This is a genomic window from Rhodococcus oryzae, from assembly GCF_005049235.1.
GTDB classification, from domain to species: Bacteria; Actinomycetota; Actinomycetes; order Mycobacteriales; family Mycobacteriaceae; genus Rhodococcus_G; species Rhodococcus_G oryzae.
Genome location: NZ_SUMD01000004.1, coordinates 471,569 through 495,649, shown reverse-complemented (window position 1 = coordinate 495,649; position 24,081 = coordinate 471,569). Strand labels below are relative to the sequence as shown.

Annotated in this window: 21 protein-coding genes and 1 pseudogene; 4 read left to right on the top strand and 18 right to left on the bottom strand. The window is 67.2% G+C overall.

Annotated features, from left to right (window positions below; all coding sequences use genetic code 11):
• Window positions 1-54: 54 nt before the first annotated feature.
• Window positions 55-780 (top strand): hypothetical protein, encoded by a 726-nt coding sequence (locus FCG67_RS11195; protein ID WP_211243166.1) that lies wholly within the window; start codon window positions 55-57, stop codon window positions 778-780.
• A gap of 195 nt (window positions 781-975) precedes the next feature.
• Complete coding sequence (locus tag FCG67_RS11190; protein ID WP_397513361.1) at window positions 976-1,410, top strand: PaaI family thioesterase; 435 nt, start codon at window positions 976-978, stop codon at window positions 1,408-1,410.
• Window positions 1,411-1,617: 207 nt separating this feature from the next.
• On the opposite strand, the gene FCG67_RS11185 is transcribed toward FCG67_RS11190, so the two are convergent.
• The 3 genes from FCG67_RS11185 to FCG67_RS11175 form a co-directional block, all read right to left on the bottom strand.
• Window positions 1,618-1,803, bottom strand: a complete 186-nt coding sequence (locus tag FCG67_RS11185; protein WP_136909766.1) for a hypothetical protein — start codon at window positions 1,801-1,803, stop codon at window positions 1,618-1,620.
• A gap of 575 nt (window positions 1,804-2,378) precedes the next feature.
• Window positions 2,379-2,648: a hypothetical protein gene (locus tag FCG67_RS11180; RefSeq protein ID WP_136909764.1), complete on the bottom strand. Its 270-nt coding sequence runs from the start codon at window positions 2,646-2,648 to the stop codon at window positions 2,379-2,381.
• Entirely contained in the window at window positions 2,648-3,454 is an 807-nt protein-coding gene (locus FCG67_RS11175; protein ID WP_136909763.1) for a hypothetical protein, read from the bottom strand. Before FCG67_RS11175 ends, FCG67_RS11180 begins: the two co-directional genes overlap by 1 nt.
• A gap of 1,149 nt (window positions 3,455-4,603) precedes the next feature.
• Here FCG67_RS11175 and FCG67_RS11170 point away from each other — a divergent pair.
• A complete protein-coding gene (locus FCG67_RS11170; protein WP_136909761.1) occupies window positions 4,604-5,251 on the top strand; it encodes a hypothetical protein in 648 nt (215 codons plus the stop codon).
• Window positions 5,252-5,275: 24 nt separating this feature from the next.
• On the opposite strand, the pseudogene FCG67_RS11165 reads toward FCG67_RS11170, so the two are convergent.
• From FCG67_RS11165 to FCG67_RS11095, 15 genes and pseudogenes are all read right to left on the bottom strand, one after another.
• Window positions 5,276-6,506: pseudogene (locus FCG67_RS11165) on the bottom strand (IS110 family RNA-guided transposase).
• Window positions 6,507-6,908: 402 nt separating this feature from the next.
• Window positions 6,909-8,540 (bottom strand): NADH-quinone oxidoreductase subunit NuoN, encoded by a 1,632-nt coding sequence (gene nuoN, locus FCG67_RS11160; protein WP_136909759.1) that lies wholly within the window; start codon window positions 8,538-8,540, stop codon window positions 6,909-6,911.
• Complete coding sequence (locus FCG67_RS11155; RefSeq protein WP_136909757.1) at window positions 8,537-10,171, bottom strand: NADH-quinone oxidoreductase subunit M; 1,635 nt, start codon at window positions 10,169-10,171, stop codon at window positions 8,537-8,539. Before FCG67_RS11155 ends, nuoN begins: the two co-directional genes overlap by 4 nt.
• Entirely contained in the window at window positions 10,168-12,102 is a 1,935-nt protein-coding gene (gene nuoL, locus FCG67_RS11150) for an NADH-quinone oxidoreductase subunit L (protein ID WP_136909755.1), read from the bottom strand. The genes FCG67_RS11155 and nuoL overlap by 4 nt, the downstream gene beginning before the upstream one ends.
• A gap of 1 nt (window position 12,103) precedes the next feature.
• Entirely contained in the window at window positions 12,104-12,403 is a 300-nt protein-coding gene (gene nuoK / locus FCG67_RS11145) for an NADH-quinone oxidoreductase subunit NuoK (RefSeq protein WP_097213351.1), read from the bottom strand.
• A complete protein-coding gene (locus FCG67_RS11140) occupies window positions 12,400-13,212 on the bottom strand; it encodes an NADH-quinone oxidoreductase subunit J (RefSeq protein WP_136909753.1) in 813 nt (270 codons plus the stop codon). Before FCG67_RS11140 ends, nuoK begins: the two co-directional genes overlap by 4 nt.
• The gene (gene nuoI, locus FCG67_RS11135; protein ID WP_136909751.1) at window positions 13,209-13,784 is read right to left on the bottom strand and encodes an NADH-quinone oxidoreductase subunit NuoI; all 576 of its coding nucleotides are present in this window, start codon (window positions 13,782-13,784) and stop codon (window positions 13,209-13,211) included. Before nuoI ends, FCG67_RS11140 begins: the two co-directional genes overlap by 4 nt.
• Complete coding sequence (gene nuoH, locus FCG67_RS11130; protein ID WP_425467823.1) at window positions 13,777-15,111, bottom strand: NADH-quinone oxidoreductase subunit NuoH; 1,335 nt, start codon at window positions 15,109-15,111, stop codon at window positions 13,777-13,779. Before nuoH ends, nuoI begins: the two co-directional genes overlap by 8 nt.
• 35 nt (window positions 15,112-15,146) lie before the next feature.
• The gene (locus FCG67_RS11125; protein ID WP_136909747.1) at window positions 15,147-17,552 is read right to left on the bottom strand and encodes an NADH-quinone oxidoreductase subunit G; all 2,406 of its coding nucleotides are present in this window, start codon (window positions 17,550-17,552) and stop codon (window positions 15,147-15,149) included.
• On the bottom strand, window positions 17,552-19,837 hold the full coding sequence (gene nuoF, locus FCG67_RS11120) for an NADH-quinone oxidoreductase subunit NuoF (RefSeq protein ID WP_136909745.1): 2,286 nt from the start codon (window positions 19,835-19,837) through the stop codon (window positions 17,552-17,554). Before nuoF ends, FCG67_RS11125 begins: the two co-directional genes overlap by 1 nt.
• The gene (gene nuoD, locus FCG67_RS11115) at window positions 19,837-21,132 is read right to left on the bottom strand and encodes an NADH dehydrogenase (quinone) subunit D (protein ID WP_136909743.1); all 1,296 of its coding nucleotides are present in this window, start codon (window positions 21,130-21,132) and stop codon (window positions 19,837-19,839) included. Before nuoD ends, nuoF begins: the two co-directional genes overlap by 1 nt.
• On the bottom strand, window positions 21,132-21,833 hold the full coding sequence (locus tag FCG67_RS11110) for an NADH-quinone oxidoreductase subunit C (protein ID WP_246045013.1): 702 nt from the start codon (window positions 21,831-21,833) through the stop codon (window positions 21,132-21,134). The genes nuoD and FCG67_RS11110 overlap by 1 nt, the downstream gene beginning before the upstream one ends.
• Window positions 21,834-21,889: 56 nt before the next feature.
• Entirely contained in the window at window positions 21,890-22,453 is a 564-nt protein-coding gene (locus tag FCG67_RS11105) for a NuoB/complex I 20 kDa subunit family protein (RefSeq protein ID WP_097213344.1), read from the bottom strand.
• A 63-nt stretch (window positions 22,454-22,516) separates the two neighbouring features.
• On the bottom strand, window positions 22,517-22,888 hold the full coding sequence (locus tag FCG67_RS11100; RefSeq protein ID WP_097213343.1) for an NADH-quinone oxidoreductase subunit A: 372 nt from the start codon (window positions 22,886-22,888) through the stop codon (window positions 22,517-22,519).
• A gap of 288 nt (window positions 22,889-23,176) precedes the next feature.
• On the bottom strand, window positions 23,177-23,593 hold the full coding sequence (locus FCG67_RS11095; protein WP_136909741.1) for an Rv3143 family two-component system response regulator: 417 nt from the start codon (window positions 23,591-23,593) through the stop codon (window positions 23,177-23,179).
• Between the two features lie 182 nt (window positions 23,594-23,775).
• On the opposite strand from FCG67_RS11095, the gene FCG67_RS11090 reads away from it, so the two are divergent.
• A complete protein-coding gene (locus tag FCG67_RS11090) occupies window positions 23,776-24,078 on the top strand; it encodes an urease subunit gamma (RefSeq protein ID WP_027501480.1) in 303 nt (100 codons plus the stop codon).
• Window positions 24,079-24,081: the final 3 nt, after the last annotated feature.

Sequence of the window (24,081 nt, the reverse complement as noted above, 5' to 3'; positions counted from 1 at the left end):
GCAGTGTCATCCATCGCAGCGCCCCCGTTCGCAGTGTCATCGACCGCCGTTTCGGTGAAACCGGTGGGGAACGACCCGGCCGCCGCGCTCGACGACTCCTGTCTCCGACTCCGGGGCGTCTATCCGGAGTACCCGCGGGTGTATGCCGTCGCTCTGATGGCCGACCAGGGCAAGCGTCGCTGGTGGTCTGCCGTCGAGGGGATTCACGGCGATCGCCTCGAGCGGATGGTCGAGCGGGCGCTGGCCGACCTCTGCGATCCGGAGGCGGCGGCCGCCTCGGTCGCGACCGCGCTCATCCACGCGGTGATCGGCCGGGTGGCGTCGCTGGTGGTGTTGGAGGGGCGCGCCTGGGATCCGGGTCTCGAGAACCTGTGGTTGCACATGGACAGCGACGGCTGCATCGACTGGGCCGGGGTGAGCGATCCGGTGCTGCGGGTGCTGCCGGGTGATCGCTGGGCCGGGACGCGTGCCGCGGTGACGTTGCCGTGCGAGGGCGCTCTGCTGGTGTGGACCGCGCACCGCTGCCACACCGCGCTGGTCGCGTTCTTCGATGCGCTGGACCTGATCGTGCCGCTCGATCGATCGCGCTTGTGGGCCATGGTCGGTGAGGCGATCCTCGGTGCCGCCACGCTTGTTCCCATTCTCGGCGGCGTGGGCGAGTCCGCCGCGATGCGCCGGGGGCAGGGCCTGCTCGACGCCTTTGAGGGTGCCGGGGTGCCGGTCCGGGCGCGTGCCGACCGGGCAGCTTTTCGCCGCGGCGTCGCTGCGCTTGCAAGTTAGGCCAGGCTTGCCTATAGTCGTTCTCGGAACGTGAATGATCGGACCGCGCCGGAGTCCTGAGGGCTGCAGAGACTCCCGGTCCTTCCCCACGACGGGCCCCACACCTTCGGGTGCGGGGCCCGTCGGCATTTCGGGCGAAAGGTACATTCACTCGACCGGCAACGATGGAGTGTGAAGATGAGCAACGTGTCCTCGATGAGCGATCTGTCCGGGATGGACCCCGCGGCCGCAACCCCGTTCCTCAACAAGGGATTCGGTGAGGTGCTGGGGCTCGAGTACACCGAACTCAGCGGCGACCGGGTCCGGGCCAAGTGGACCGTCCGTCCCGAGCTGTACCAGCCGGCGGGCATCATGAACGGCGGCGTGCACTGCGCCGTCGTCGAGACGCTCGCAAGCATCGCGGGCAGCATCTGGCTGGGTGACCGGGGGCATGTGGTCGGCGTCAACAACAACACCGACTTCCTGCGGGCCACCCGCGATGGCGTCCTCTTCGCGGAGGCGACGCCGGTGCACCGTGGCCGCACGCAACAGCTGTGGCAGGTCGCCGTGGTGGACGAGCGGGACCGCCTGGTGGCCAAGGGGCAGGTGCGGCTCGCGAACGTCACAGACACGGACCGGCTCGGGGGCTAACGAACGAACGAGAGATCGGTTCGTCGCCCCCGACTGTCGCCATTGATCGCAGTCACTTGCGCAATGCATTTGTCGGCAGCACTGCCCCGCTCCGGAGGGGCGGCAGAATCCGGCAACGAAGCGGTCCATTTGTGGGACTGCCGCCGCGCTTAGCCCAGCAAAGATGCGCCTTGCCGAGAAGGCGCGCGATCCCTCATCTCGTAGGCGTCAAACCTGCGGCCGGTTCTTGTAAACGGCCCGGAGGACCAGGAACGCCAGTCCGGTGGCAACCACGCAAACCAACAGGGTCACGGTTCCTTTGGTCCAACTACCAGCCGAGGCACCGAAAACGACGCCAAGGATCATGGACAGGAGGAGTCCTGCGGTCAATGCCTGCCGCTCGTTGATCCTCATGTGGCTACCGTGACTCCTGACGCATCAACCAGTCTCGAACGGCGTCGAGCACTGCGTCCTGCATGCGGAGGCCCTTGGCTGCGCAAGTCATCTTCAGTTGGCGCTGTACCTCGATAGGGAGCCGAGTCCCGAAGGGCGCAAGCGTCGCGCCCTTCAGCGATCGATCCTCCGGTTGAGGTGACCGTTGCGGTCCCCCTTGGACGGTAGGTAGCGCCGTATATGGCTGTAGTTCGCCTCGATGGGATCCAAAGAGGTGGCTAGATGTTCCCTTGTCTGCATTTGGTAGATGTGACCCCCCGCTGATCCCCACTTGCACTCCGTGTCTGACTTGTAAATTTAGATACTTAGAGCATGCAATCCTAGTGCATTTCGGGGGCATTGTCTTCGAAAGTTACCTGCGAGTATCTAGCGGTGAGATCGCATGCCAAATATCGCATGTATGCATGCATGATGGAGGCTGGTCAGTCACGTCAACGGCGCCGCTGATTTACGGATTTACGGCCGATATTCACAACCTCAGGTTGTTAGTCGTGCGAATTGCACTCCATATTCAGAGCCGGGACGGGGACTCCGGACTATCTAGCATCCTCGCGCGAGTTCATTCTGGCCCAGATCTTCCCGACAAGAATGGGTGCCACAATAGCGCCGATAACCAGACCCAACAGCGCGTCTGTGCTCGCATACGACGCCACCCACGCGAGGACGGCGATCGTCGCAACGAGCACAGCCCAACCACCGAACCGGACAACGGTTGCCGTAGTCGGCCGCTCCAACCAACGGGCCGCCGTGGCCGCGATCGTGTAGACGATCACGGCCACGACGGCCATCGTGATGATGATCCACATCAGCTGCAGTACCCACCCGAGTAGTAGTCGACACCCAGAATGCCGGCACCGAACGGAAGCGGGGAGCCGGGCAGCAACGGGAGTCCGCCAAGGCCGAAGCCTACCTTGAACTGAACGCACTGACCGGTTGCCGTGGCCGTCGAGGCAATGGCGGCAAGTGTCCGCCCGCCCCACATCGCGCCCGGATTCGGAAGCCAGCTGGCCGCGCCTGCCCCTACCGCCATCAGGCCAGTCTCATGCTTGTTGAGATAGATGTGGCCGGACACCCATCCCCAGTTCCAGGAGGGATCGGCGGTCACGGGGAAGGCTGTTTCCTCGGTGAAGTCGACGTGCTGAACGAGACTGTTTCCTTCTACTTTCAGCGAAGTGGAGATCGTGCCACCGTTCGCATCGGTCGCCCATGGCTTCGCGAAGCTGCCGACCGGGAGGCCGGCGGCGTTGTTCACGGTGATCGACCCATCTTCCTGAGGATCGGTGGTGAAGCCGGCCGGCAGGTTAAGGGGGAATTCGTAGCGGCTCGGCGCCGCCGCGTCGGGGATGGTGATCGTGGTCGAGACCTCGCCGTTCGGGCCAGTCTTGGTGTCGAACGACGTTGAAGCGCCAGGGAGGGTGTCGAGCGATGGTGTAGCGCCGCCTCGTTTGGCAAGGCCGTCGTTGGGGATTTGCCAGCTGATTTGTGAACCATCTGTTCCGGTCCCCTGAATCTCTTCACCAGGAGTGGACGGCGCAGCATTTGCAACTCCGCCAAGAGGGAGAATTGCGGCCATTGCAATAGTGGTCAACGCGACACGAGAACGAACCTTCATGGATCTCCCTGGTTGGCGGGTTGGCGGACTTATCTCCGCTCGAGCCAAGGATGCTTCATTCGGGTTTTTGCGTCAATGGCCAACCCGGAATAGGGGATGCATTTTCGAAATCCATATGCGGGTTATCTTGTTAGCATTCCAAAAATGTGCGTCAACCAGCATGGGAATGTAGTAAAGGCAGAAATCTGACAACCTAACAATATTTGTAAATAGGTGGCGGCCTCGGGCTGGTTGCGAGCCAGGAGTCGCATCCCGCAACGGCCAGGGCGCCCGGCCGGCCATCATGTTGGTAGCAGTCGGCTGATCGGGGCGTGGCCGGGCACACCTAGGGCCGCGTCCAACGGAGTTTTCGTTGGGATAGGAGAGTTGCTCGTAGTGTCGCGTCTGGCGCTATCGGGAAAGGAAGGCGATGCAGTGACTGAACCGATGAATCCAGTCGATCACCGGCAGGTCGATCGGCAACGCCGGAACCCGTATTGGGATGGCACGATTGTCGTCCTCGGCATCGCGCTTGCCGTTGCATCCAGCGTCATAGATACCTCGTGGTCGGGACGGGTCATCGGGGTTGGGATTGGTGTCGTGCTTGTCATGCTGGGAGAAAAGTTCCTACTTCCTCGGATGTCACGCCGAGATGTGAGCAGACGGTGCCGCTCACCGCGTAGTGGGTGGTCCAAGGCCGGATGAATACTCCAAAGCCCTCGTTGCGGCGGCGAACTAGTTGGTAGCCTCCGGACCGGGGAATGCGGCCGGGGTGGTCCGCGTAGTAGACCTGCACACCGCTGCAGGTAGTCCACAGGGGGACAAAATTGGTAGTCGCCATCGCGCTCGTTGCTGGCTTTCTCGTACTCCTTGCCGGCGGAACGGCGCTCATCGAACGGCTGGATAGACCAGGGCGCGGAGAATCGGATGAGAAGTGGATGTCCCGCGGGCAACCCGAGGATCATCCCTAGATTTCTCAAGTGTCGGTTCTGGCCAGGGCATCAACGGCGGCTGTCCAGCGAGGAGCGGACCGGTACTTCCCTTGCCGGCCCGCATCACGCCAGGCAGCCCTGTTCGAACGCAGTTCGTTCTGACGGGCACACAGACATCTCAGTTCGCTAAGCGTCAAGTCGAGCGCCCACACAAGATGCAGCCCTGCATGATTAGAGCGTGACGGAAGTGAAGAGTCGGCGACACCTATCGTTCGGAACTGTTGCGTGGTTCGCCGCCTTTGGACTGGCCGTCGGTGCGGTGGGGATTCCTGGATGGCGCTCGACCGCCCCGTATGGCGCTCTCGAGCACGCGCCAGTACCACCTGAATTGAGACCCCCGAGCTCCGAGCCGGGACTCATGATCGTGTTCGACCACTTCGTGTATCTCGCCGGGCCAGCATGGATGCCTATGGCGCTCTTGCTGCCGGTGCTGGGCGCGGTGGTCGGGGCGCTGATCGGCGCGTTCGCGTCGCTCTGTGGACTGCAGTGGATCTGGAATGGGAGATCCGGGGGTTGGCTGGCAGTTCCGTTCATCTGTGTCACGGGGCTTCTCGTTGGACTCGTCGTCACCGCCGCGAGTGTCATCTACCCGCCGGCGCTGCTGGTAACGGCGTCAACGACACCTTCGTCCGATCCATACGCGATCGAAGGGGCACCCTTGCATGTGGATTTGGCGCCGACATACCTCACTTTCCCCACGATAGGGCTCGTTGTCGGCGCTCTCGCTGCAGTCATCGTCACCATGCTCGGCGTACGACTGTCGAGAACCACGGTGGTTGAGGACGACCACAACGGCAACGAGTCAACCATGGGATTCCACCCGTAGGCCGCGGCATGGAACGCGCACGAATCATGCAGCTACTGATGTTCTGATCGGGAAGGCTTGCTCCTCGTTGTATGACTGTCCGGTTCTCAAACAGGCGTGAAGTTGGCTGAGGAGTTTGCTGAACAGGTGGCGTTGGGCTTGTCGGCTCCAGTCCCCGGACGCGCGCCGTCGGTCGTAGTGCCCTCGGGCACCGGGTGAGTTCTGGATCGCGACGAGCGTCCAGAACGATCCGACCGACGCGAGACGGTTGTTTTTGATCTGCCGGTGCATCACCACGGTCTTCCTGCCACTGGCTCGAGTGACCGGTGATGCGCCGGCATACGCCTTCAACCCTCTGGCATCGGCGAATCGTGCTCGATCGTCACCGATCTCGGCGAGCAGCCGTGCACCGCTGACCGCGGCGAGTCCCGGAAAGCTGGTGATGATCTCCGCGTCGGGATGCCGTTCAATTTGCTCGGTCGTCGCTGCTGTCAGAGCCTCGACGCAGCGCCGGCGGCATCGAGACGCTGAACGAGCGTTTGCAGCTGGATGCCGATTGCGTGCTCAACCAACTCGGTCTGGCGCAACTGCACGGCGCGGAAGACCTCCCGCAAACGCGCCGGGTCGGCATCGACATTGCGTTGCCGGCCCGCCTTCCTCAACAATGCCCGCAACCTGGTGGGAGTCAGCTTCGCAGCAGCAGCCGGAGTCGGAGCTGTGAGAAGGACCGTCCGCGCGTCGGCCCGGGTGATGCCACCGCCACTGAGCGCGTCGAACGCGATCAACGCGGCCGGGAAGTAGTCCTTGAGCAACGATCGGATCTGGTTGCCGAGGGCGGTCCGCGCCCATACTGCGTCTTGTTGGGCGCGGGCGAGAACCTTCACCGCGCGTGCCAGATCGGTGTCCTTCGGGATTGTCCGATGTGAGGAAGCATCGAGACGCAGGATGTTCGCCAACATCACCGCGTCCGCCGCATCAGACTTCGCACCAGACACGGCCCGCTGGCTCCGATAACGCGACGCCGAGAGTGGATTGATCGCAAGACAACACGGCCGGTTGCCTGCAGGGCTGCGACCCACAGGCCGCGATCGGTTTCGATCGCGATTGGGATCGGATCCTCCAGACTGTCACCGGCGTTGGCGAGCATCTCGAGCTGACGAGCGAACCCGTCCGCGTCGTTGCTCACCCGTCCCTTGACCAGCACAGTCCCGGTGTCGTCGATGACGGCGATGTCGTGATGATCATCGGCCCAATCGATTCCGCAGAAACGGTCCACATCCACTCTCCTGCCACGTCGAGGAACACAGTCGGTCGAACCGAAGTGGAGTCACACGACGCCTTAATTGCAGGACTCACGCAGGATGCGGGTCCGTCATCTCATCAGTCGTGCCGTGACGCCAGCACACCGCAGGGGCCTCGATCTATCGAAGAGCTTGAAGCTCGTGAACGCCAAACGAGAGGTTGAACCCTGCGGCCGGCTCGCACCACGAGCAGGACACCACCGAAACCCTCCGCACCGGGTGAGCCGCGCCGTTCTCTGTGTGAAGGCATCTCCCACAGCGAGTGCCAGGAACCCATGAGCGTCACACCCACACCGTGCGCGGAGGGCCACGCTACGCAGCCGATCAAGCCCGCGTAGAAAACAATTAGGAACCCTCCGCTGCCCACCGGCTTCGCATCAGGTGAGAAACTGCGCCGCCCGGTCCGCCAGGTCGAGCACGGGCTGCGGCAGGATCCCGAGCATCAGCGTGACGACGGCGCACAGGCAGATCGCGGCCGCGGTCGCGGTGCTGGGCACGACCACCGTCGTCGCCTCGGATTCCGGCGTCGGGTCGGAGAAGTACATCAGCACGATGACCCGCACGTAGAAGAACGCGGCGATCGCGCTGCTGATCACGCCGACGATGACGAGGGGTACGGCCCCGCCCTCGGCGGCGGCCCGGAACACCGCGAACTTTCCGACGAACCCACTGGTCAACGGGATTCCGGCGAACGAGAGCAGGAACAGGGCGAAGACCGCGGCGAACAGCGGTGAGCGTCGGCCGAGGCCGGCCCAGCCGGCCATGTCGGTGGTTTCCTGGTGCCCGTCCCGAACCAACATCACGCAGGCGAAGGCGCCGAGCGTGCTGAAGCCGTAGGCGAGCAGGTAGAACATCGTTGCCGAGAGTCCCGCGTCGTTCCCGGCGATCAGGCCGGTGAGGATGAATCCGGTGTGGGCGATCGCCGAGTACGCGAGCATGCGTTTGACGTCGGTCTGGGTGATCGCCAGCACGGCACCGATCAGCATGGTCGCGATGGCGACGGCCCACAGCATCGGACGCCAGTCCGCCCGCAACTCCGGCAGGGCGACGTAGAAGATGCGCAGCATGGCGCCGAACGCGGCGACCTTGACGGCCGCCGCCATGAAGGCGGTGACCGGGGTGGGGGCGCCCTGATACACGTCGGGCACCCACGAATGGAACGGCACCGCACCGACTTTGAACAGCAGGCCCACGCTCAGCAGCCCGGCGCCGAGCAACGCCAGCACCGGCCGCTGCTCGCCGCCGTCGGCGATGGCGTCGGCGATGCCCGCGAGCCGCACCGTGCCCGCGTAGCCGTACAGCAACGCCACGCCGTAGAGAAAGAACGCCGAGGAGAACGCGCCGAGCAAGAAGTACTTCAGCGCTGCCTCCTGGGAGAGCAGGCGCCTGCGCCTGGCCAGTCCGCAGAGCAGGTACAGGGGCAGCGACAGCACCTCGAGCGCGACGAACATGGTGAGCAGGTCACCCGCCGCGGGGAACAGCAGCATCCCGCCGACCGCGAAGAGCGTCAGCGGGAACACCTCTGTCTGCATCACTCCCGCCCTGGTCGCCTCCAGTTCGTCGACGCTGCCGGGCACCGCGGCCGCCTGGGGGGCGAAGGCGTCGATGCCGCCGACCCCGGCCGCTGGACTCGGGACCGAGGCGACCGCCGACCGCCGCGCCCCGCCCGCGGCCCGCAGTCCGCTGCGTTCGGCGATCAGCAACACCGCGAGGATCGAGACCAGCAGGATCGTGCCCTGCAGGAACAGGGTTGGGCCGTCGACGACGACCGCGCCCATGACGGCGGTGCCGTGATCTCCCCTCAGCAGCACGACCGCGACGAACGCCGCGCCCAGGCCGCCGAGACTGAGCACCAGGTGGCTGGTGAGGCGGCCGCGGGTGGGCGCGAACGCCTCGACGATCACCGCCACGACCGCCACCCCGAACACGATCAACATCGGCGCGAGCCGGCCGTACTCGATGTCCGGTGCGGGCAGTGCCGCCTGGGCGAGGGCTTCGTGGGACGTCATCGGGGCGCACCTCCGTGATTGTCCTGATCGGCGACGAGGCCGGTGAGGGCCGGGTCGGTCGGTGCGGGATCGTGCTGACCGATCGTGGTCATGATCTGACTGACCGCGGGGTTGACGATGTCGAGGACCGGTTTCGGGTAGAAGCCGAGGACGAGGAGCAGCGCGATCAGCGGGGCCACGACCGCGAGTTCGCGGGGCACCAGGTCGCGGATGCGCTTGTTGTCCTCGGTCACCGGACCGGTCATCAGGCGTTGATACAGCCAGAGCACGTAGATCGCCGCGAGCACCAGCGCGCTGGTCGCGATCAGCGCGGCGGCCGGGTAGCGGGTGAAAGTGCCCACCAGGACCAGGAACTCGCTCACGAACGGGGCCAGCCCGGGCAGGGACAGGGTCGCGAGGCCCGCGACGAGGAAGGTGCCTGCCATCACCGGGGCGACCTTTTGCACGCCGCCGTACGCGGCGATGGCCCTGGTGCCGCGGCGGGAGACAAGGAATCCGGCCACCAGGAACAGGGCAGCGGTCGAGATGCCGTGGTTGACCATGTACAGCGTCGAGCCGGCCTGCCCCTGACTGGTCATCGCGAAGATGCCGAGAATGATGAACCCGAAGTGCGAGATCGACGTGTAGGCGATCAGCCGCATCACGTCGGTCTGACCGATCGCCAGCAACGCGCCGTAGACGATGCCGATCACCGACAGCGTGACGATCAGCGGCGCGAAGTACGCGGACGACTCGGGGAAGAGTTGCAGGCAGTAGCGGAGCATCGCGAAGGTGCCGACCTTGTCGACGACGGCCATCATGAGCACCGCGGTGGCCGGGGTGGCGGCGGTGGCCGCTCCCGGCAGCCAGGTGTGGAAGGGCCACAGCGGCGCCTTCACCGCGAAGGCGAACATGAAGCCGAGGAACAGCGCGTTGAGGACGCCGGGATCGACGCCGAGTCCGCCCGTGGAGGCGGCCGCGACGATCTCGCGGAAGTCGAAGGTCCCACCCGGTAGCGGGCTGCCCTCCCGCACCGTCACCACATACAGTCCGATCACCGCGGCCAGCATGATCAGGCCGCCGAAGAGGTTGTACAGCAGGAACTTCACCGCCGCGCGGGACCGGTGCACGCTGGCCCGCCGGGTCACCGCGCTGGCATCGGTCCCGCCGAATCCGCCGATGAGGAAATACATCGGGAGCAGCATCGCCTCGAAGAACACGTAGAACAGCAGGATGTCGAGGGCGGTGAACGCCACCAGCACCATCGATTCGACCACCAGGATGAGCGCCACGTAGAAGTGGATCCTGCGCCTGCCGATCGGCTCCGGCTCGGGGACGTCGTTCCAGCCTGCGAGCAGCAGCAGCGGCACCAGCACGGTCGTCAGCAGCACCATCACCAGCGCGATGCCGTCCACCCCGAGGGTGTACCGGGTGCCGAAAGCCGGGATCCAGGCGTGGGACTCGACGTACTGGTACTGCGCGCCCGCCGGATCGAAACCGACAGCCACGGCCACGGCCAGCCCGAGCACCACGAGCGCGGTGCCGAGCGCGACGGACCGGGCGAGCCGGTGCTTGTCCGCGGGCAGTGCCAGGACGGCTGCGGCGCCGACGAGCGGGGCCACCCAGACTGCGGTCAACCAGGGCATGCTCATCGCAGACCCACCAGCACCATCGTCGCGGCCACCGCGCCCGCGCCCGCGAACATGTACAGGGCGTAGGTCCGGACGAAGCCGGTCTGCAGCCGTCGGATCCGCGCCGAGGTGCCGGCGATCGCCGCGGTCAACCCGCTCACCGCGCCGTCGATGCCCCTGCCGTCGAAGTACCCGAGCCACCGCGTCAGATGTTGGCCAGGACGCATGAACACCGCCTCGTTGACTGCGTCGCCGTACAGATCCCTGCGGGCCGCGACGGTGAGTGGGGAGACCGCGGCTGGCGCGACCTCGGGGATCTTCTGCCCCGCGTACTGCCGATAGGCCACTGCTACACCGGCGAGCACGACGACCAGGGTGGTCACGGTGATCACCCACACGGGGACGGCGAGATCGGGATGGTGGGAGCCGACCACCGGTTCGAGCCAATGCTGGAGCGCCCCACCGAAGGCCAGGATCGCGCCGGAGGTGACCGAACCGATCGCGATGAGGATCATCGGCCACGTCATCACGCCCGGCGACTCGTGCGGGTGGGCGACTGTGCCTTCTGGTCGCTCCGCAGGCTCCGCTCCTGTGCCTTCTGGTCGTTCCTCTCGCCATCGGGGCGTGCCGAAGAACGTCAGCAGCATCACCCGGGTCATGTAGAACGCGGTGATGCCCGCCCCGAGCAGGGCGGCCGTGCCGAGGACGATGCCCTCGGTGCCGCCCGCGCCGAACGCCGCCTCGATGATCTTGTCCTTCGAGAAGTAGCCGGAGAACGGGGGGATGCCGAGGATCGCCAGATAGCCGAGCCCGAACGTGACGAAGGTGATCGGCATGAACGCCCGCAATCCGCCGTAGCGGCGCATGTCGGTCTCGTCGTTCATCCCGTGCATCACCGACCCGGCGCCGAGGAACAGTCCCGCCTTGAAGAAGCCGTGGGTGAGCAGGTGCATGATCGCGAACGCGTACCCCGCGGGGCCGAGTCCCGCGGCGAGCACCATGTAGCCGATCTGGCTCATCGTCGACGCCGCCAGCGCCTTCTTGATGTCGTCCTTGGCGCAGCCGATGATGGCGCCGAACAGCAGGGTGACGGCGCCGACCGCCACGACGGCGAGCTGCGCGCTCGGCGCGAGATCGAAGATCACATTGGACCGGACGATGAGATAGACGCCCGCGGTGACCATGGTGGCGGCGTGGATCAGCGCCGACACCGGGGTCGGGCCCTCCATCGCGTCGCCCAGCCAGGACTGCAGCGGCACCTGGGCCGACTTGCCGCAGGCCGCGAGCAGCAGCGCCAATCCGATTGCCGTGACCGCGGACTCGCTCGCCCCGTCCGCCGCGGCGAAGACGCCGCTGAAGTTGATCGAGCCGAACGTCGCGAACATCATCATGATCGCGACGACCAGGCCCATGTCGCCGACGCGGTTGACCACGAAGGCCTTCTTCGCCGCGGTCGCCGCCGACGGCTTGAACTGCCAGAAGCCGATCAGCAGGTAGGACGCGAGGCCGACGCCCTCCCATCCGACATACAGGCCGAGGTAGTTGTCGGCGAGCACCAGGAGCAGCATCGCGGCCAGGAACAGGTTGAGGTAGGCGAAGAAACGACGCTTGGCCACATCGTCTTTCATGTAGCCGACCGAATAGATGTGGATCAGCGAGCCCACCCCGGTGATGAGCAGCACGAAGCAGATCGACAGCTGGTCCAGCAGGAGCCCGAAGTCCACCTGCAGGCCCGCGGCGGGTAGCCAGCTGAAGAGATCCTCGGACAGGGCGCGATCGGCGGTGTCGCGGCCCAGCATCTGGGCGAAGAACACGACACCGACCGCGAACGACGCCAACGCCATCCCGCAGGCGAACAGATGGCCCCACCGGTCGGTTCGCCTGCCGCCGAGCAGCAGCACCGTGGCCCCCAGCAGCGGCAGGGCGGGCAGCAGCCAGATCCCCCCGGTCACGTCAGTACCTCAGGAGATTCGCGCCGTCGACCGAGGCCGAACGTCGGGTGCGGAAGATGGTCATGATGATCGCCAGGCCGACAACGACTTCGGCGGCGGCGACCACCATGGTGAAGAACGCGAAGACCTGGCCGTCGAGGTTCTGGTGCATCCGGGCGAAGGTCACGAAGGCCAGATTGCTCGCGTTCAGCATCAGCTCGATGCACATGAACACGACGATGGCGTTGCGGCGGACGAGGACGCCCGCCGCACCGATGGTGAACAGCAGGGCGGACAGGTACAGGTAGTTCTCGGGGTTCACCGCGTGCCCTCCTCTCCGGGTGTCTCCGATTCGGGTGCCGAGATGTATCGCTGCTGGAGAATGCGGCTGACGGACGACGGGGCGTACGACCCGTCCGGCAGCAGTGCGGGCATGTCGACCGCGTTGCTGCGGGCGTAGACGCCGGGACTCGGCAACGGGGTCACCCGATCGCCGCCCGTCGCTCCCTCGCTCCAGCGGCGAACCCGGTCGCGGGAGAGCTCCCGCTGGTCCGCGCGCGGCCACAACCGCTCGCGGTGTGCGAGCACCATGGCGCCGATGGTCGCGGTGATCAGCAGCGCGCCGGTCAGCTCGAACGCCCACACGTAGCGGATGAAGATGAGTTCCGCGAGGGCCTCGACGTTGCCCGCAGGCAGCTCGCCCGGCTCGGCCGCGCCACCGCTCAAGGAGACGGACGCGGTGCCGATGGCCGCGATCAGCAGCACCCCGAATCCGAGCCCCGCCGCGATCGCGGCGATTCGTTGGCCGCGAAGCGTTTCGACCAGCGAGTCGGAGGAGTCGACGCCGATGAGCATGAGGACGAACAGGAACAGCATCATCACCGCGCCGGTGTAGACGACGACCTGCACGACGCCGAGGAAGAGCGCGTCCTGGGCGATGTAGAAGACCGCGAGAATGATCATGGTCAGCGCGAGGAAGATGGCCGAGTAGACGGCCTTGGTGGCGCATACGACGCCGAGGGCGCCGATCACGGCCACCACGGCGAGGACCCAGAACTGGACCGCCTCGCCCGTGGACGTGCGTTCGAGGGGCTCGGCGGCGAGTAGCGCCGCGGCGGCGACCGCGTTCACGCGTGCGACCCATCTTCCGGTGCGGGCTCTTCCTGGGTGGGGTCCTCGGGGGTGGGGTCCTCCGCGTCCGGCCGCACGGTGCCGAGGTAGTAGTCCTTGTCCGTGCTCCCCGGCTGCATCGGGTGTGGCGGCTCTGTCATGCCCGGCTCGAGCGGCGCCAGCAGGCGATCCTTCTCGTAGATCAATCCGGCCCGGTTGTCGTCGACCATCTCGTAGTCGTCGGTCATGGTCAGCGCCCGGGTCGGGCAGGCCTCGATGCACAGTCCGCATCCGATGCACCGCAGGTAGTTGATCTGGTACACGCGGCCGTATCGCTCACCGGGCGAATAGCGTTCGGCCTCGGTGTTGTCGGCGCCCTCGACATAGATGGCGTCGGCGGGGCAGGCCCAGGCGCACAGCTCACACCCGATGCACTTCTCCAGCCCGTCCGGGTAGCGGTTGAGCTGATGCCTGCCGTGGAAGCCGGGGGCGGTCGGTGTTTTCTCCTCCGGATAGAACTCGGTGTTGGGCTTCGCGAACATCGTTCGGAAGGTCACGCCGAATCCCGATAGGGGACCTAGGAACTCAACCATCGTCGCCCTCCTTGGTGGTGGCGCCCGTGGATACCGGGGTGCGGCTGAACGCGGGCAAAATCTGGCCGGGTAGCGGCGGAACAGGGAAACCGCCCGCCATGGGGTCGAACGGCTCCTCGACCTGGGGTGCGATCGGGCCCCCGGCCACGTGTGGCACGGGCGCTGCCGCGGGCTTCGGTGCAGACCGGAGCCGTCGCCACACCAGTCCGAGGGCTACCAGTGCGACGACCGTCCCCGCACCGAAGAGGAAGACCTGCAGGGAGCCGTACCCCTCGTTCCGCAGGGTCCGCATCGCGGCGACCACCAGGATCCAGGCCAGTGCGGCGGGGATCAGGATCTTCCAGCCGAGGTTCATGAACTGGTCGTAACGCAGCCGGGGGAGCGTCCCGCGCAACCAGATGAAGACGAACAGGAAGCCCCAGACCTTGGCCGTGAACCACAGCAGGGGAAGCCATCCGGAATTCGCGCCGTCCCACATGTTCAGTGGCCACGGGGCGTGCCAGCCACCGAGGAACAGCGTGGTGGCGAGTGCCGAGACGGTCGCCATGTTGATGTACTCGGCGAGCATGAACATCGCGAAGCGGAGCGAGGAGTACTCGGTGTGGAAGCCGCCGACCAGCTCGCCCTCGGCCTCCGGGAGGTCGAACGGCGCGCGGTTGGTCTCGCCGACCATCGAGGTGGCGTAGATGAGGAACGAGGGCAGGAGCAGGAAGACGTACCAGGTGCCTTCCTGTGCGGCGACGATGCCCGAGGTGGCCATGGTGCCCGCCCACAGGAATACCGCGGCGAACGCCAACCCCATCGCGACCTCGTACGAGATGACCTGTGCCGTCGAGCGCAACCCGCCCAGCAGCGGGTAGGTCGAGCCCGACGCCCACCCGGCGAGCACGATGCCGTACACGCCGACCGAGGTGACCGCGAGGATGTACAGGACGGCGACCGGCAGATCGGTGAGTTGCAGCGGAGTCTGGTGGCCGAGGACCGACACCACGGGGCCGAACGGGATCACGGCGAACGCCATGAAGGCCGGCACCACCGCGATGATCGGTGCCAGCAGGTAAACCGGCCTGTCCACGCCGCTCGGGACGATGCCCTCCTTGAGTGCCAGCTTGATGCCGTCGGCCAGGCTCTGCAGCGTTCCCTTCGGACCGACCCGGTTGGGCCCCACCCGCATCTGCATCCAGGCCAGCACCTTGCGTTCGACGAGGATCGCCAGCAGCGGGGTCAGGACGAGGAAGACGAAGACCGCAAGGGCCTTGCCGAGGACGAGCCACCACGGATCGTGGCCGAAGGCCGACAGATCGGTGTAATTTCGAGCGACCTGCAAGCAGTCGCTAGCGGTGTAACCGCTCCCCGTGTCCATCACCGCTCCGTTCCGGTTGTCGCGGAATGGATGCGGACGACGCCGCCGGGGAGGGTGGCGAGCTCCCGGAACACCGCGGACCCGGGGGAGTTCAGCGGCAGCCACACCACCCGGTCCGGCAGATCCGTGATGGCCAAGGGCAGGGTGATCGATCCCCGCTCGGTGCTGACGGTCACCGGATCCCCCTCGGCGGAACCGATCTCGGCGGCGGTGGCGGCGGACAGACGCAGCACCGGTGTGCGCGCGGTGCCCGCGAGGTGCGGCTCCCCGTCCTGCATGCGGCCGGAGTCCAGCAGCATTCGCCAACCGGCCAGGACCGCCTCGCCCGGGCCCGGCCGCGTCGGCTCGGCGGGTGCGACGTCCGGCGCGGCGGGCGGCACACCGTCCCACGGGCCGAGCCGCGCGAGTTCGGCGCGGGCGGCCGCGGCGTCGGGAAGCCCGAGCGGCGTGCCCATCCGGTCGGCGATGGCGTCCAGCACCCGCTGGTCGGGCATGGCGCCACCGCCGGGAAGCGCGGCGCCGAAGACACGAGGGCGGCCCTCCCAGTTGAGGAAGGTGCCCGGCTTCTCCGTCACCGGGGCGACGGGGAACACCACATCGGCGCGTTCGGTGACCTCGCTGCGGCGCAACTCCAGGCTGACCACGAAACCGGCCGCCTCGATGGCGGCCAGGGCGGCCCGCGGGTCGGCCATATCGCCCGGCTCGACCCCTCCGACCACCAGCGCCCCGATCCGGCCGTCGCGCGCGGCGGCGAGGATGTCCGCGGAGTCCCGGCCCGGCATCGCAGGCAGATCCGTGAGGCCCCACGCCTGTGCCACGTACCTGCGCGCGGCGTCATCGGCGACCGGCCTGCCGCCGGCCAGCAGCTGCGGGAGGGCACCCGCCTCCAGCGCACCCCGGTCGCCTGCCCGGCGGGGTACCCACACCAGCCGGGCCCCGGTCCGATCGGCGAGTCGGATCGCGGCGGACAGCGCACCAGGGACCGCCGCGAGGCGCTCGCCGACCATGATCACGGCGCCCGCCATCCGCAGCAGCTCCGACTCCCTCAGCGAGTCGAGCGCCGCCGCCTCGCCGCCAGGCACCGTCTGCAAGAGCCGGCCCGACATCTTCGCCAGGCCGCGGCTGGCGTAGGGCGCGATCGACAGCACCGCGAGCGCGCTCTGTCGCGCGGCCTTCCGCAGTCGCAGGTAGACGATCGGTGACTCCTCCTCGGGCTCGAACCCGACGAGCAGTACGGTCGGCGCGTTCTCCAGGTCGCGGTACGTAGCCGTGACCCGATGACGGGCGGCCAGGAAATCAGCCTCCTCCGCGGAGTGCGGCCGGATGCGGAAGTCGATGTCGTTGGTGCCGAGCACAACCCGCGCGAACTTCGCGTAGGCGTAGGCATCCTCCAGGGTGGAGCGCCCGCCGACCAGAACGCCGGAACTCCCTACTGCGGAGGTCAAACCGCGCGCAGCCGTTGCCAGTGCCTCGGGCCAGGAGGCGGGCACCAGCGTGCCGTCCTCGGCGCGGACCATCGGTGTGGTGATGCGATCGGGGGCGGTGGCGTAGGTGAACGCCCACCTGCCCTTGTCGCAGTTCCATTCCTCGTTGACCTCCGGGTCGTCGCCCGCCATCCGGCGTAACACGGTGCCGCGGCGGTGATCGGTGCGGAGGTCACACCCGCTGGCGCAGTGTTCACAGGCGCTCGGGCTGGACACCAGGTCGAACGGCCGGGCACGGAACCGGTAGGCGGCACCGGTCAGCGCGCCGACGGGGCAGATCTGCACGGTGTTGCCCGAGAAGTAGGACTCGAACGGTTCCTTGGCGTAGATGCCGACCTGCTGCAGCGCGCCCCGCTCCAACAGCTCGATGAACGGGTCGCCCGCGATCTGTTGGGAGAAGCGGGTGCACCGGGCGCACAGCACGCACCGCTCCCGGTCGAGCAGGACCTCGGAGGAAAGCGGAATCGGTTTGGGGAAGGTGCGTTTGACCCCGCCGAACCGCGATTCGGTCCGGCCGTTGGACATCGCCTGGTTCTGCAGCGGGCACTCGCCGCCCTTGTCGCAGACCGGGCAGTCCAGCGGATGGTTGATCAGCAGCAGTTCCATCACGCCCCGCTGCGCCTTGTCCGCGACGGGCGAGGTGAGCTGGGTGTGGACCGTCATGCCGTCCGTGACCGTCGTGGTGCATGACGCGAGCGGCTTGCGCTGACCCTCGACGTCGACCAGGCACTGGCGGCAGGCGCCGACCGGGTCGAGCAGCGGATGGTCGCAGAACCGGGGGATCTGGATGCCGACCATCTCCGCGGCGCGGATCACCAGCGTTCCCTTGGGAACCGCGATCGGGACGCCGTCGATGGTGGCCGACACGAGCTCCTCGGGGACGGGCAGTTCCGCCGCGTCGCTGTTCGTGTTCACCGTCATCAGATGTGTCCTGTCGCTGTGTTGTTTCGAGCGACCTGCGAGCAGTCGCCAGCGTCGTGGAGAGTGGACCGGTCCGGATCGAACGGGCACCGGCCGAGCTCGAAATGCGCCAGGTACTCGTCACGAAAGTGCTTGATGGAGGAGATGATCGGGCTGGTCGCGCCGTCGCCGAGGGCGCAGAACGACTTCCCGAGGATGCTGTCGGAGATGTCGAGCAGCTTCTCCAGGTCCGCTTCGGTGCCGTCGCCCGCCTCCAGTCGTTCGAGGATCTGGACCAGCCAGTAGGTGCCCTCGCGGCAGGGGGTGCACTTGCCGCAGGACTCGTGCTCGTAGAACTCGGTCCAGCGCAGCACCGCTCGGACAACGCAGGTGGTCTCGTCGAAGATCTGCAGTGCCTTGGTGCCGAGCATCGAGCCGGCCGCGGCGACGTGTTCGTAGTCCAGCGGGACGTCCAGGTGATCGGCGGTGAAGAGGGGGGTCGACGATCCGCCCGGGGTCCAGAACTTGAGTGAATGACCGGCCCGCACGCCGCCCGAGTACTCGAGCAGCTCGCGCAGGGTGATGCCCAGCGGTGCCTCGTACTGCCCGGGTCGGGCAACATGGCCGGAGAGGGAGTACAGGGTGAAGCCGGGCGATTCCATGCTGCCCATGGAGCGGAACCACTGCGCCCCGCGCAGGATGATCGGCGGGACGCTGGCGATCGATTCGACGTTGTTGACCACGGTCGGGCTCGCGTACAGGCCGGCCACCGCCGGGAACGGCGGACGCAGCCGGGGTTGTCCGCGGCGGCCCTCGAGCGAGTCGAGCAGCGCGGTCTCCTCGCCGCAGATGTAGGCCCCCGCGCCCGCGTGCACCACCAACTCCAGGTCGTAGCCGGAGCCGAGGATGTCCCGGCCGAGATACCCCGCCTCGTAGGCCTCGACAACCGCGGCCTGCAGACGGCGCAGCACCGGCACGACCTCACCCCGCAGGTAGATGAAGGCGCGGCTCGAGCGGATGGCGTATGCCGCGATGATCACGCCCTCGACCAGTGCGTGCGGTGTTGCCAGGATGAGCGGCATGTCCTTGCAGGTGCCGGGCTCGGACTCGTCCGCGTTCACGACCAGGAAGTGCGGCTTGGGCGCGGGGCCGTCTGCATCTTTCGTTTGTGCATTCGGGTCGCTCTGCGGGCTCCGCTCCTGTGGGATGAACCCCCATTTGGTGCCGGTGGGGAATCCGGCACCCCCGCGTCCGCGCAGACCCGAGTCCTTCACGGTCCCGATCACCTGATCGGGATCCATGCGCAGGGCCTTGTCCAGCGCCAGGTAGCCGTCGTGCCTGCGGTAGGTCTCCAGCGTCCAGGATCGGGGGTCGTCCCAGTACCGGCTGAGGACAGGGGACAACCAGGTGGGCGAGGCGGACGGCTCCGGCGCCGCGTCGGCCAGCGGCTGGTCCGTCTCGTCGGGGGAGGCGGCGGGTTCGGGCGGGGGAGCGACGTCGGGCGCCTCCATCCCCAGTTCGCGGGCGATTCGCAGGCCGACCACGGTGGGATCACCCGCGCCGCCGCCCGCCTCGAGCGCGCCTGGCCTGGTGTCCGGGAAGCCGGCGAGGATCCGGGCGGTCTCCCGGAAGGTGCACAGCGGGGCGCCCCTGGTCGGGGTGACTTCGTCGCCTGCCGCGAGGCCGTCGACCAGCTCCCTGGCCGAGTCAGGGGTCTGGTTGTCGAAGAACTCCCAGTTGACCATCACGACAGGGGCGAAGTCACACGCCGCGTTGCACTCGATGCGTTCGAGCGTGATCTTGCCGTCGGCGGTGGTGTCGCCGTTGCCGACGCCGAGATGCTCCTCCAGGGCGGCGGCGATCGCATCGCCACCCATCACCGCGCAGAGCGTGTTGGTGCAGACCCCGACGTGGAAGTCGCCGGTCGGATTGCGGCGGTACATCGAGTAGAAGGTCGCCACCGCGGTGACCTCGGCCCCGGTGAGGCCGAGTCGCGTTGCGCAGAACTCGATTCCGGCCGGGGTGAGGTAGCCGTCCTCGGCCTGGACGAGGTGCAACAGTGGCAACAGCGCCGAGCGTGCCTCCGGGACCGCGCTCGTCTCGCCGTAGCGCGCAATGATCTCCGCCGCATCCGCCGCCAACCGGGCGTGGACATCGGGCGGGTAGTCCGCGCGGGCACCGGGGCGGACCAGCTGACCCTTCTCGTCCGGACGCGGCCCGAGCTCGAGGAAGATCGGTCCGGTGGCACCGGGTGGCCCGCTCACGGACACGTTGGTCGCGCGCTCGTCGCCTCGTCCCTGCAACATCAGCGATCAGCTCCGCCCATGACCGGATCGATGCTGGCAACCGAGGCGATGACGTCGGACACCATCCCGCCCTCGCACATGGCCGCCACTGCTTGGAGATTGGTGAACGAGGGGTCCCGGTAGTGGACCCGGAACGGGCGGGTGCCGCCGTCGCTGACCATGTGCACGCCCAGCTCGCCTCGGGGCGACTCGACCGCGGTGTAGACCTGTCCCGGCGGTACCCGGAGCCCCTCGGTGACGAGCTTGAAGTGGTGGATCAGCGATTCCATGGAGGTCCCCATGATCTTGCCGATGTGCTCGGGGGAGTTGCCGAGTCCGTCGCTGCCGAGGGCGAGATCGGCAGGCCAGGCGATCTTCTCGTCCGCGACCATGACGGGGCCGGGCCGCAGTCGGTCGAGACATTGTTCGACGATCTTCAGCGACTCAGCCATCTCGTCGACCCGGATCCGGTAGCGCCCGTAGCAGTCGCTGCCGGTGGCGGTGATGACGTCGAATTCGTAGTCCTCGTAGCCGCAGTAGGGCGCGCTCCTGCGCAGGTCGTGGGGGAGGCCGGTGGCTCGCAACACCGGACCAGTGATGCCGAGTGCCATGCAGCCGGTCAGGTCGAGATAGCCGATCCCCTCGGTGCGGGCCTTCCAGATCGCGTTGTCGCTGAGGAGCAACTCGATGTCCCGCAGTCGTTTCGGCATGATCGCGAGCAGTTCGCGAACCTTCCGGTCCGCGCCAGGAGGTAGGTCCCGGACGAGGCCGCCGGGACGGATGTATGCGTGGTTCATCCGCAGGCCGGTGATCACCTCGAAGACATCGAGGATCAACTCGCGCTCGCGGAACCCGAAGAGCATCGGGGTGATCGCGCCCAGCTCCATCCCGCCGGTGGCCAGCGCCACCAGATGGGAGGAGACCCGGTTGAGCTCCATGAGCATCACCCGGATGACGTTGGCCCGCTCCGGGATCTGGTCGGTGATGTCGAGGAGCTTCTCCACCCCGAGGCAGTACGCGGTCTCGTTGAAGAACGGCGACAGGTAGTCCATCCGGGTGACGAAGGTGACGCCCTGCATCCAGTTGCGGTACTCGAGGTTCTTCTCGATCCCGGTGTGCAGGTAGCCGATTCCGCAGCGCGCCTCGGTGACCGTCTCGCCCTCGATCTCGAGGATGAGCCGGAGGACCCCGTGCGTGGACGGGTGCTGCGGGCCCATGTTGACGACGATGCGCTCGGCCCCGGATGTCCCGGTGGAGGAGACGACCTCGTCCCAGTCCTGTCCCGTGACGGTGAGGTTCAGTTCGGTCTCGTTCATCAGTTGTACGCCCTCCGCTCGTCCGGCGGGGGCACCTGCGCGCCCTTGTACTCGACGGGGATACCGCCGAGCGGGTAGTCCTTGCGCTGCGGGTGGCCTTGCCAGTCGTCGGGCATCTCGATCCGGGTCAGCGAGGGGTGACCGTCGAACACGATGCCGAAGAAGTCGTAGGTCTCCCGTTCGTGCCAGTCGTTCGTGGGGTACACCCCGTACAGGGACGGAACGTGCGGATCGCCGTCGGGCACCGACACTTCGAGCCTGATCAGGCGGCCGAGGGTGATCGACCGGAGAGGGTAGACCGCGTGCAGTTCCCGGCCGGTGTCCTGCGGATAGTGCACGCCGTTCACGCCGAGGCACAGCTCGAATCGGAGATCGGGTTCGTCGCGCAGGGTCCGCGCGACCAGAGGTAGGTGCTGCCGCCGGACGTGGAAGGTCAGCTCGTCCCGGAAGACGACGACCTTCTCGATCGCCTCCTCGAACGGCGTACCCGCCTCGGTGAGCGCCGCCTCGAGGGCGTCCGCGACCTCGTCGAAGTAGCCGCCGTAAGGGCGAGGCGCGCTGTCTGGCGCGGTGACCGGGCGGATCAGCCGGCCGTAGCCGGAGGTGTCGCCGGTGCCGCGCACCCCGAACATGCCCCGGCGCACGCCGATCAGCTCCTCGTCCTCGGGGTGCGCCGACGGCACGGCACCCTCCGGGCCCACGGTCGCCTCCGCGTCGATCCGCCGGGCTTCCTCGTCGCGGTCGCTTTCCTTGTTGGTCACCGGAGCAGACCCCCGGGGGTGCCGAGATCGAACGTCGGGGTGGAGGCCAGCGCGGCCTGCTCGGCGGCCCGCACCGCCTCCTCGCGGTTGGCGCCCAACGGCATCTGCTGGATCTTCTCGTGCAACGTGATGATCGCGTTCAGCAGCATCTCCGGCCTCGGCGGGCACCCTGGCAGGTAGATGTCCACGGGGACGACGTGATCGACGCCCTGCACGATCGCGTAGTTGTTGAACATGCCGCCCGAGGATGCGCACACCCCCATCGCCAGCACCCACTTGGGTTCGACCATCTGGTCGTAGATCTGGCGGAGGACCGGGGCCATCTTCTGGCTGACCCGGCCCGCGACGATCATCAGATCCGCCTGCCGCGGCGAGGCGCGGAACGCCTCCATCCCGAAGCGGGCGAGGTCGTAGCGCCCCGACGTGGTGGCCATCATCTCGATCGCGCAGCAGGCGAGGCCGAAGCTCGCCGGCCATAGGGAGCCCTTTCGGGCGAAACCCGCCAGCCCCTCGAGCGTGCTCAGCAGGAAGCCGCTCGGCAGTTTCTCCTCGAGACCCATCTCGCTACTCTTCTCGGTTCGGATTTCGCTTGAGATCGATTCCGGCACTGCGCGAACGGGAGCTCAGTCCCAGCTCAGGCCGCCCCGGCGCCATTCGTACACGTAGGCAACGGCCACGTTGAAGATGAACAGGGCCATCGCGCCGAGACCGAAGATGCCCAGTGCGTCGAAATGCACGGCCCAGGGATAGAGGAAGACGATCTCGATGTCGAAGATGATGAAGAGCATCGCCGTCAGGTAGTACTTCACCGGGATGCGCTGGCCCGGAGCCTGGCCGCCCGCCGGCTGCTGAATCGGGTCGATGCCACATTCGTACGCCTCGAGCTTGGCCCGGTTGTACCGCTTCGGGCCGACGATCGAGGCGACCATCACCGAGAAGATCGCGAATCCCGTTGCGATCGCTCCGAGTACGAGGATCGGCACGTAGACGTTCATGCCGGGTGAGCTCCCCTCTGTGCGAGCCTGGCCGCCCGGTTCCGGACGGTCGTTCCAGCACGCGCGCGGGACCGATGCGGCAGTCGATCTCGGACCGACTCGTCGGTCCGAATTGCCAGGCTCGCCCCATACCACGCTCCCAAGATCCGAAGCACTTCCCGCGCGATCACTCCGGCCGAACGAGCCGCACTATCCCGACTCGGGTCGATGTGAGCTACATCTCACCCTACCGGTCTGGGGAGTTCGCGCTCGGTGGTTCGCGGGCGTGTCCGGCGGCGAACCGCGGAGCTACGCGGCGGCGCGCAGCAGGGTGACGACGGCGTCGGCGAGGCGGATCGGGTCGATCGGCCGCGGCACCGAGGCCTCGGCCCGCGACCAGTTGGCCAGCCAGGCGTCGTCGGGCCTGCCGGTCAGCACCACGATCGGCGGGCAGTCGCGGATTTCGTCCTTCAGTTGCTTGGCGATGCCCATCCCGCCGACGGGGGTCGCCTCTCCGTCCAGGACGGCCAGGTCGATGCCGCCCGCGTCCAGGTGCCAGATCACGACGGGGCCGGTCGCCACCTCGACGTACTCCAGTTTCGGCAGCTCCGGGTCGGGCCGCGTCCCGATCGCACTGATGACCTGGGCGCGGGTGTTCGCGTTGTCGCTGTACACGAGCACGCGCAACACGACTGGCGGGCTGGTGCGTTCCGTCGCCTCGGTCACAGGCTCGATGCTACTGGCGATCCGCTCCCGCGGGCCGTCGCAGCGTCGAGAGAGGCGTGTTGCCTGCATGTTTCGGTCTTCTTACAGCCGTATCAACCGGCCGGGGAGGATGAGATCGCTCCCGGTCCGCGTGGCACCATTGCCCCTCCGGGCACCAGCCCGGCACATGACAAGGAGAACGGATGCGCCTGTCGCCCCATGAGCAGGAACGGCTGCTGCTCAGCTATGCCGCCGAACTCGCCAGGCGTCGCAGGGGCAGGGGTCTGCTCCTCAACCATCCCGAGGCGGTGGCCATCATCACCGACCACCTGCTCGAGGGCGCGCGGGACGGCCGCACCGTCGCCGAGTTGATGGCGTCCGGTCGTGAGGTGCTCGGCCGCGAGGACGTGATGGAGGGCGTGCCCGAGATGCTCGCCGACGTCCAGGTCGAGGCCACCTTCCCGGACGGCACCAAGCTCGTGACCGTCCACCATCCGATCGCGTAGGAG

Bases quoted from the DNA above. Each gene is read 5' to 3' on its own strand.
- FCG67_RS11125 (WP_136909747.1), bottom strand. From the start codon at position 17,552: ATGACGGTGAACACGAACAGCGACGCGGCGGAACTGCCCGTCCCCGAG.
- FCG67_RS11100 (WP_097213343.1), bottom strand. From the start codon at position 22,888: ATGAACGTCTACGTGCCGATCCTCGTACTCGGAGCGATCGCAACGGGA.
- FCG67_RS11155 (WP_136909757.1), bottom strand. From the start codon at position 10,171: ATGAGCATGCCCTGGTTGACCGCAGTCTGGGTGGCCCCGCTCGTCGGC.
- nuoN (WP_136909759.1), bottom strand. From the start codon at position 8,540: ATGACGTCCCACGAAGCCCTCGCCCAGGCGGCACTGCCCGCACCGGAC.
- FCG67_RS11190 (WP_397513361.1), top strand. From the start codon at position 976: ATGAGCGATCTGTCCGGGATGGACCCCGCGGCCGCAACCCCGTTCCTC.
- FCG67_RS11185 (WP_136909766.1), bottom strand. From the start codon at position 1,803: ATGAGGATCAACGAGCGGCAGGCATTGACCGCAGGACTCCTCCTGTCC.
- nuoF (WP_136909745.1), bottom strand. From the start codon at position 19,837: ATGTTGCAGGGACGAGGCGACGAGCGCGCGACCAACGTGTCCGTGAGC.
- FCG67_RS11175 (WP_136909763.1), bottom strand. From the start codon at position 3,454: ATGAAGGTTCGTTCTCGTGTCGCGTTGACCACTATTGCAATGGCCGCA.
- FCG67_RS11105 (WP_097213344.1), bottom strand. From the start codon at position 22,453: ATGGGTCTCGAGGAGAAACTGCCGAGCGGCTTCCTGCTGAGCACGCTC.
- nuoD (WP_136909743.1), bottom strand. From the start codon at position 21,132: ATGAACGAGACCGAACTGAACCTCACCGTCACGGGACAGGACTGGGAC.
- nuoI (WP_136909751.1), bottom strand. From the start codon at position 13,784: ATGGTTGAGTTCCTAGGTCCCCTATCGGGATTCGGCGTGACCTTCCGA.
- FCG67_RS11180 (WP_136909764.1), bottom strand. From the start codon at position 2,648: ATGTGGATCATCATCACGATGGCCGTCGTGGCCGTGATCGTCTACACG.
- FCG67_RS11090 (WP_027501480.1), top strand. From the start codon at position 23,776: ATGCGCCTGTCGCCCCATGAGCAGGAACGGCTGCTGCTCAGCTATGCC.